8 protein-coding genes are annotated in these 8,285 nt (G+C 73.9%); all 8 read left to right on the top strand.

All coding sequences use genetic code 11. The annotated features are described in order from the left end of the window. Positions 1-207, top strand: a 207-nt coding sequence (locus HUW36_RS04285) for a hypothetical protein (protein ID WP_174526900.1), incomplete at its 5' end; no start/stop codon positions are given. Then, positions 204-1,145, top strand: a complete 942-nt coding sequence (locus HUW36_RS04280) for an ABC transporter permease (RefSeq protein ID WP_174526899.1) — start codon at positions 204-206, stop codon at positions 1,143-1,145. The genes HUW36_RS04285 and HUW36_RS04280, both read left to right, overlap by 4 nt. 13 nt (positions 1,146-1,158) lie before the next feature. Further along, complete coding sequence (locus HUW36_RS04275; protein WP_174526898.1) at positions 1,159-2,040, top strand: ABC transporter permease; 882 nt, start codon at positions 1,159-1,161, stop codon at positions 2,038-2,040. Between the two features lie 51 nt (positions 2,041-2,091). Then, positions 2,092-3,654, top strand: coding sequence for an ABC transporter substrate-binding protein (locus HUW36_RS04270; protein ID WP_174526897.1), 1,563 nt, complete (start codon positions 2,092-2,094; stop codon positions 3,652-3,654). 14 nt (positions 3,655-3,668) lie between these two features. Then, positions 3,669-5,510, top strand: a complete 1,842-nt coding sequence (locus HUW36_RS04265) for an ABC transporter ATP-binding protein (RefSeq protein ID WP_174526896.1) — start codon at positions 3,669-3,671, stop codon at positions 5,508-5,510. After that, a complete protein-coding gene (locus HUW36_RS04260; protein WP_174526895.1) occupies positions 5,498-6,703 on the top strand; it encodes a mandelate racemase/muconate lactonizing enzyme family protein in 1,206 nt (401 codons plus the stop codon). Before HUW36_RS04265 ends, HUW36_RS04260 begins: the two co-directional genes overlap by 13 nt. After that, positions 6,700-7,497 (top strand): SDR family NAD(P)-dependent oxidoreductase, encoded by a 798-nt coding sequence (locus tag HUW36_RS04255; protein ID WP_217428770.1) that lies wholly within the window; start codon positions 6,700-6,702, stop codon positions 7,495-7,497. Before HUW36_RS04260 ends, HUW36_RS04255 begins: the two co-directional genes overlap by 4 nt. Continuing rightward, positions 7,494-8,231: a ribonuclease activity regulator RraA gene (locus HUW36_RS04250; protein WP_174526894.1), complete on the top strand. Its 738-nt coding sequence runs from the start codon at positions 7,494-7,496 to the stop codon at positions 8,229-8,231. The genes HUW36_RS04255 and HUW36_RS04250 overlap by 4 nt, the downstream gene beginning before the upstream one ends. Positions 8,232-8,285: the final 54 nt, after the last annotated feature.

Here is an 8,285-nt window from a genome sequence, read left to right as displayed (position 1 = left end):
CGGCCGCACACCGGCGAGCTGACCGCCGCCTGGAACGGCGCCGCCGCCACCGAGCCGCAGCGCGACCACCTCGCCGCCGCGTACGACGTCGCGGTGTGCGCCGGGGCCGACGCGTTCGCGCTCTACGCCTACGACCTGATGCCGGCCGACCGGCTCGCCTGGCTGCGCCGGGCCGCGCCGGACCGGGAGGAGGTGCCCACGACATGATCGGATACCTGGTCCGCCGGATCGCGCAGTTGATCCCCGTGCTGTTCATCGTCTCGGTGGTGCTGTTCCTGCTGCTGCGGCTGCTGCCCGGCGATCCCACCGCCGAGATCCTCGGCCAGGAGGCCAGCGCCGCCGACCGGGCCGCGCTCCGTGCCGACCTGGGTCTGGACGCGCCACTGTGGCAGCAGTTCCTGGACTGGATCGGCGGGGTCCTCACCGGCGACCTGGGCCGGTCCTGGCTGACCGACGAGCCGGTCGCCTCGGTGATCGTCGACCGGTTGCCGGCCACCGTCGAGCTGGGCCTCATCGCGCTGCTGCTCGCCGTGGCGATCGGCATCCCGGCCGGTGTGCTCGCGGCGGTCCGCCGGCGCACCGCCACCGACAGCGCGCTCACCGGCCTCGGGGTGCTGGCCCTGTCCACCCCACACTTCTACCTGGCCGCGCTGCTCATCGGGGTCTTCGCGATCTGGCTGCGGCTGGTGCCTCCGTCCGGGTACGTGGCGTTCACCGAGGACCCGGTCGGCAACCTGGTCCGGATGGTGCTGCCCGCCGTCACCGTGGGCTCCACCGTGGTCGCCGTGGTGCTCCGGCAGACCCGCGGCTCGTTGCTCGCCGCGCTCGGCGAGGACTACATCCGCACCGCCGAGGCGACCGGGTTGCGCCGCCGCCGCATCGTCACCGTCTACGCGCTGCGCAACGCCATGGTGCCCGTGGTGACGGTCACCGCGTTGCAGATCGGCGCCCTGATGAGCGCCACGGTGGTCACCGAGACCATCTTCACCCTGCCCGGCATGGGCACCCTGATCGTCAACGGCATCTTCAGCCGGGACCTGCCGGTGGTGCAGGGCGCGGTGCTCGTCGTGGTCACCTTCGTCCTGCTGGTCAACCTGGTCACCGACCTGGTCTACGCGTGGCTCGACCCGCGCATCACCTACTGAGAGGAGGGTCCTCATGGCCACCGACACCACCACCGCCACCACCCGCGAACCGCGCCGGCCCGTGCTCAGCCGGCTGCTGCGGGACCGGCGGGCCCGGTTCGCCCTGCCGGTGCTCGCGGCCGTGACCCTCGCCGCCGCCGCGAGTCCTCTGCTGGACACCCGCAGCCGGGCCACCGACACCGACCGGCTGCTCAGCGGACCCGGGGCCGCCCACCCGCTGGGCACCGACGAACTGGGCCGCGACGTGCTCGCCCGGATCGTCGACGGCGCCGGCGTGACCGTCGTGGTCGCCACCGTCGCCGTCGGCGCGGCACTGGTGCTGGGCACCCTGCTCGGGCTCTTCGCCGGTTACCGCGGCGGCTGGCTCGACGCGCTGCTCATGCGCGCCGTGGACGGGCTGCTCGCGTTCCCGCTGCTGGTCCTGGCCCTCACCGTCGTCGCGGCGCTCGGCCCCGGGCTGCGCAACGCGTTGATCGCCATCGCCGTGGTCACCACCCCCCGGTTCGCCCGGGTGGTCCGCGGCGAGGTGCTGTCACTGCGGACCCGGGAATGGGTCTCCGCCGCCCACATCGTCGGCGTGCCCACCTGGGCGCTGCTGCGCCGGCACCTGCTGCCGCACCTGGCCGGCACCCTCGGCGTCTTCGCCGCGTTGCAGGCCTCCACCGCCATCATCGCCGAGGCGTCGCTCAGCTTCCTCGGCCTCGGTGTGCAGCCACCCCAGGCAAGCTGGGGCGCCATGGTCGCCGCCGGCACCGACCACCTCGACGCCAGTTGGTCGTTGAGCGTCTTCCCCGGCCTGGCGATCCTGCTCACCATCGCCGCGTTCAACCTCCTCGCCGACGCGTTGCGCGACGCGCTCGACGCCCACCGGCCCGACCTCGACCCGGGCCGGTAACCGCACCACACCCCCCACCACCACATCCCCCTCCCGGAAGGGATCCCTGTCATGGCCACACCTTCCTCGATGCCCCCTGCCCTGCTCAGCCGCCGCGCCCTGCTCGGCGGCGCGGTCGCCACCCTCACCGCGGTCGGCCTGACCGCCTGCGGCGACACCGGCGAGCGCGGCGGCGGCAAGCGTGGCGGCACCCTCACCGTCGGCTTCGACAACGAACCCACCACCCTGGACCCGGCGCTGAGCAGCGCGATCTCCTCCGACCGCAGCGTGCTCAACCTCTTCTACGACACCCTGCTGCGCCAGGAGCGCGACGGCTCGTTCGTGCCCGCGCTGGCCGAGAAGTGGACCGTCGACGGCACCACCGTCACCTTCACCCTGCGCGAGGGGGTGCGCTTCCACGACGGCACCCCGTTCGACGCCGAGGCCGCCGCGTTCAACCTGCGCCGCGTCATCGACCCGGCCACCAAGTCCACCAAGGCCGGCGCCCTGAAGAAGCTCGCCGCCGCCGACGCGGTCGACCCGCGCACGCTGAAACTGACCCTCAGGGCCGCCGACCCGCTGCTGCTGGTCCAGCTCGCCCACGAGCCCGGCATGATGGCCTCGCCGACCGCCGTCAAGGCCGGTGACTACGGCCGCAAGCCGGTCGGCACCGGCCCGTTCGTGTTCGACGCCTGGCGCTCCAAGGTGCAGCTCAGCGGCAAGCGCAACACCGCGTACTGGCGCAGGGCCGCCGACGGTGGCGCGCTGCCCCGCCTGGACCAGGTGGTGTTCCGCTTCGTCACCGACACCAAGGTGTTGCGCGCCGAGGTGACCACCGGGGGCGTGCAGCTCGTCCGGGCGCTGCCGCCGGAGGAGTTCAAGCAGCTCGCCGGGAACCGGCAGATCGTGCTCGACGACATCGGCGTCCGGCGTTCCTACTACGTGGCGCTCAACGTCACCCGGGCTCCGTTCGACGATCCGAAGGTTCGCGAGGCGTTCGCCATGGCCGTCGACCGGACCGGCGTGGGCAAGGCCGCCGCCGGCGGCGAGTTCGACCTGGCCCCGTCGTTCGCCACCAGCAAGGACTGGTTCTACGACCCGTCGATCACCCCGCCCCCGTTCGACCCGGCCAAGGCCAAGGCCGCCCTCGGCGGCACCCCGGTGCCGATCACCGTGGTCGCCCGGCGCCGGGCACCCGACCCGACCATCGCCGAGCTGCTCCAGTCGCAGCTCACCGCCGCCGGCTTCGCGCCCAAGGTGGAGGTGCTGGAGGCGCAGACCCAGCTCGACCGGATGCGCAAGCAGGACTTCGACGCCACCCTGCTGGTCATCGACATCCCCCGGCTGGACCCGTCGCTGTCGTTCGACCCGTACTTCGCCAGCAAGGGCTCCAACAACTGGTCCGGACTGACCGACACCACGCTGGACGGGTTGCTGGAGAAGGCGGTCGGCAGCGACGACCGGGCGGTGCGCCGGCAGGCGTACGTGGACGTGCAGCGGCGGATCGTCGGCGAGAACTACTGGATCTTCCTGCACCAGCCGAAGTCGCCGCTGATCCACAGCGCCAAGCTCAGCGGGATCGTGCTCAACGTCGACGGCCAGTGGCGTCTCGACGAAGCCGAACTCGCCTCCTGAGAAGGGTGACCGCCATGCGGCTGCTCGACATCGAGCACCTCACCGTCACGTTCGGCGCACCGCAACGGCCGGTGCACGCCGTCGCGGGCGTCGACCTGCACGTCGACGCCGGGGAAACCCTCGCCGTGGTCGGGGAGTCCGGCTCCGGCAAGACCGTCACCGCGCTCAGCGTGCTCGGGCTCACCCCCCGGCCGCCGGCCTGCCGCACCACCGGCGGGATCCGGCTGGCCGGCACCGAGCTGACCGGACTGGACGCGCGGGGCTGGCGGGCGGTGCGCGGCCGGGACGTGGCGATGGTGTTCCAGGACCCGAGCGCCGCGCTCAACCCGCTGCTCACCCTCGGCACCCAGATCGCCGACGCGGTACGCGCCCACGAGCCGGTCAGCCGCGCCGCCGCCCGGGAGCGGGCGGTGGCGGCGCTGGAGCTGGCCCGGCTGCCCGATCCGCGCACCCGGCTGGCCCAGTACCCGCACCAGCTCTCCGGCGGGATGCGTCAACGGGCCGCCATCGCGCTGGCCCTGGCGACGGGGCCGAAACTGCTCATCGCCGACGAGCCGACCACCGCGTTGGACGTGGCGGTCCAGGCCGAGATCCTGGAGACGCTCGACAGCCTGCGCCGCGACCTCGGCATGGGGTTGATCCTGATCACCCACGACCTGGGCACGGTCGCCACCCACGCCGACCGGGTCGCGGTGATGTACGCCGGCCGGGTGGTGGAGACCGGCCCGACCGCCCAGGTGCTCGGCGACCCGCGGATGCCGTACACCCGGGCGTTGCTGGCGGCCACCCCCCGCCTGGACGCCCCGGCCCGGCAGCGGCTCGCCGCGATCGGCGGGCAGCCACCGGACCTCCGCGAACTGCCGCCGGGGTGCGCGTTCGCGCCGCGCTGCCCGGTGGTGCTGGACATCTGCCACGAGCGGCGGCCGGCGCTGGAGCCACACGCGCCGGACCAGCTCGCCGCCTGTCTGAACCCGGTGACCGGCCCGGCGCCGGTGGAGATCACCGCGCCGGACGCCGACCCGGCCACGACGCCGGACGGGCCGCCGGTGGCCGAGTTCGACGACGTGGCGCTGCACTACCCCGTGCGGCGCGGGGCGCTGCGCCGGGTGGTCGACCACGTGCGGGCGGTGGACGGGGTGAGCCTGCGCCTGCACCCGGGCCGCACGCTGGCGCTGGTGGGCGAGTCCGGCTCGGGCAAGACCAGCCTCACCCGTACCCTGCTGCGGCTGGAACGCCCCACCGGTGGCACGGTGCGCTACGCCGGCATCGACGTCACCCGCCCCGGCCGCGGCGAACTGCGCCGGCTTCAGCGCGAGGTGCAGGTGGTGTTCCAGAACCCGTACGCCAGCCTGGATCCGCGGATGACCGTGGGTCAGATCCTGGCCGAGCCGCTGCGCGTGCACGGGCTGGACGACTCCCGCGCCGAGCTGGCGCGGCTGCTGGACCAGGTCGGCCTGGACGCCGCCGCGCTGGACCGGCACCCGGCGGCCTTCTCCGGCGGCCAACGCCAGCGCATCGCCGTCGCCCGGGCGCTCGGCCCCCGACCCCGCCTGATCGTCTGCGACGAGGCGGTCAGTGCGCTGGACGTCTCGATCCAGGCCCAGGTGCTCAACCTCCTGGCCGACCTGCAACGCGAGCACGACCTGGCGTACCTGTTCATCACCCACGACCTGGCGGTGGTCCGGTCCGTCGCGCACGACATCGCGGTGATGCGCCACGGCCGGATCGTCGAGCAGGGCCCCGCCGAGCGGATCTACGACCGGCCCACCCACGAGTACACCCGCCTGCTGCTGGAGATGGCCCCCGGCCACCCCGCCCAGGCCCGCACCGGAAGGACGGCAGCGTGGTCCAGATAACCCGGGTCCGGCTGACCTCGGTCAACACCCCACGGCACGGCAGCATCACCTGCGGCCACGTGCTGGTCGAGCTGCTCACCGACGCCGACGGACTGGTCGGGGTGGGGGAGATGTCGGACTTCCAGCACCTGCCCCGCTACCACGTCGACGTGGCCGACCTGGAAGGCACCCTCAACGAGCTGCTGGTCGGTCTGGAGCCGCTGCAGATCACCGAGGTGGAACGGCGGCTGGAGCAGAGTTTCCCGCAGGCCGGCTACATCTACGACAAGAGCCGCACCATCAAGTGCGGCGTGGACATCGCGATGTGGGACCTGGCCGCCAAGCACCTCGGCGTCCGGGTGGTGGACCTGCTCGGCGGGGCGGTTCGGGACGCGGTGCCGATCGCGTACCCGATCTTCCGGCAGCAGCGCGACGACGACGTGGCCCGCAACCTGGCCATGGTCGCCCGGCGGGTGGCCGAGGGTTTCGACCACTTCCGGGTGTACGTCGGGCGACGCCTCGACCTCGACGAACGGTTCCTGCGGTCGGTGCGGGACGAGCACGGCGACGCGATCACGATCAAGTCGTTGGACTTCTCCAACCTGCTCGACCCGCGCGCCGCCTGCCGGTTCGTCGACCGGGTCGCCGACGTCGGCTTCGACCTCGTCGAGTCGCCCGCGCCGCACCACGACGTGAAGGGCCTGGCGCATGCCCGGGACCGGCTCCCGGTGCCGGTCAGCGAGCACGTCTACGGCTTCCGCTGGGCACTGGACCTGGTGGCCGCCGACGCGGTGGACGTGTTCAACGTCAGCGTCATCGCCATCGGCGGCATCACCCCGGCCCGGCGGATCTTCGCCATCGCCGAGGCAGCCGGGAAGTCCTGCCTGGTCGGCACCACCCAGGAGCTGTCCGTCGGCACGGCCGCCGCCGCGCACGTGGCGATGGCGATGCCGTCGGTGTCGCTGCCCAGCGACCCGGTGGGTCCGCTGCTCTACACCCGCGACGTGGTCCGCGAACCGGTCACCTACTCGGGCGGGAAGCTGCGGGTGCCGGCCGGTCCGGGGCTGGGCATGGTGCTCGACCCGGCCCGGGTCGCCGCCAGTGCCGGCCCGCTGAGCTGGGCCGGCACCGACGCGGCCACGGTGGTCGACCGGGCCCCCACCGGGCCGTCGAACGGAACCCGTCCGGCACTACCCGCCGGGGCATCCCGGTGAGCCGGCTCGCCGGCAGGGTCGCGCTGGTCACCGGCGGCGGACGCAACATCGGACTGGACATCTGCCGGCGGCTCGCCGCCGACGGCGCCGCCGTCGCGGTCAACGGCCCGGACGCCGCCGAGCTGGCCGAGGCGGTGGCCGGGCTACCCGGTCCGGCCCTCGCGGTGCCCGCCGACGTGGCCGACGCCGCCGCGGTGGACGCCATGGTCGCCGCCGTCGTCGACCGGTTCGGCCGGCTCGACGTGCTGGTGAACAACGCCGCCGCGACCATGCTGGGCCGGGGCCCGCTGCTGGAGCTGGACCCGGCCGACTGGGACCGCAGCTTCGCGGTCAACGCGCGGGGACTGTTCCTCTGCACGGTGGCCGCCGCGCGGGTGATGGTCGCCGGTGCCGCCGTGGTGAACATCTCCTCGATCGGCGCCACCCGGGCGCACCGCAACGCGGTGGCCTACGACGCCACCAAGGGCGCGGTGGAGGCGGCCACCCGGGCCATCGCCCTGGAACTCGCCCCGCGTGGCATCCGGGTCAACGCCATCGCCCCCGGGGCGATCGCCAACGACCGCTTCGCCGCCCTCGACGACACGGCGAAGGCGGCCCGGGCCGCCCCGGTGCCGCTCGGCCGGGTCGGCACCGGCGCCGACGTGGCCGCCGTCGTCTCGTTCCTCGCCAGCACCGACGCCGACTACATCACCGGGCAGGTGCTCACCGTGGACGGTGGGCTCTCCGTCCAGGCGCGACCCCCGGGGACCGACCCGGTCCTCGACACCTCCGGACCCGAAGGCCAGCAGACATGACCGACCAGCTCCTCGCCCCGCTCGACCCGGCCGACCTCGCCGCGCTCGCCGAGGCCAGCACCGCCACCCTCACCACCCAGCTGTTCAAGCTCGGGCTGCGCAACACCTACCTGGCCGGGCTTCGCGGTCTGAGCCGACACGAGCCCCGGATGGTCGGCGAGGCGTTCACGCTGCGCTACATCCCGGCGCGCGAGGACATCGACACCCTCGACGTCTTCGCCGACTACGACCATCCGCAGCGCCTCGCCGTCGAGTCGGTGCAACCCGGCCAGGTGCTGGTGATGGACTGTCGGGGCCAGGGTCGCGCCGCCTCCGCCGGGCACATCCTGCTCACCCGGCTGGCCGCGCGCGGCGCGTCGGGCATCGTCACCGACGGCACCCTGCGCGACGTGGAGGGCATCGGGGACCTGCGGCTGCCGGTCTTCGCCGCCGGTCCGGCCGCGATGACCAACCTGGCCCAGCACCACGCCGTCGACCTCCAGGTGCCGATCGGCTGCGCCGGCGTGCCGGTCTACCCGGGCGACGTGCTGGTCGGTGACCCCGACGGGGTGGTCTGCGTACCTCGGCACCTGGTGCCGGTGATCGCCCAGCCGGCCCGCGAGCAGGAGGAGCTGGAGGCGTTCCTGCAGCGGCGGGTCGCGGCGGGCGCGCCGCTGCGCGGCACCTACCCGCCCGACGAGCACACCCTGCGGGCGTACGACGAGAGCCGCGCCGCCCTCGGCGACGCGCGGTGAGCATCCATCCACCGGCCCTTCCGCGGACCGCCGCGGGGGTGGCCCGGTAGCTCC

It is taken from the genome of Micromonospora maritima, from assembly GCF_902825405.1.
Classification (GTDB): domain Bacteria; phylum Actinomycetota; class Actinomycetes; order Mycobacteriales; family Micromonosporaceae; genus Micromonospora; species Micromonospora maritima.
Note: the sequence above shows the minus strand (reverse complement) of the source record. Positions and strands in the feature narration are given on the sequence as shown.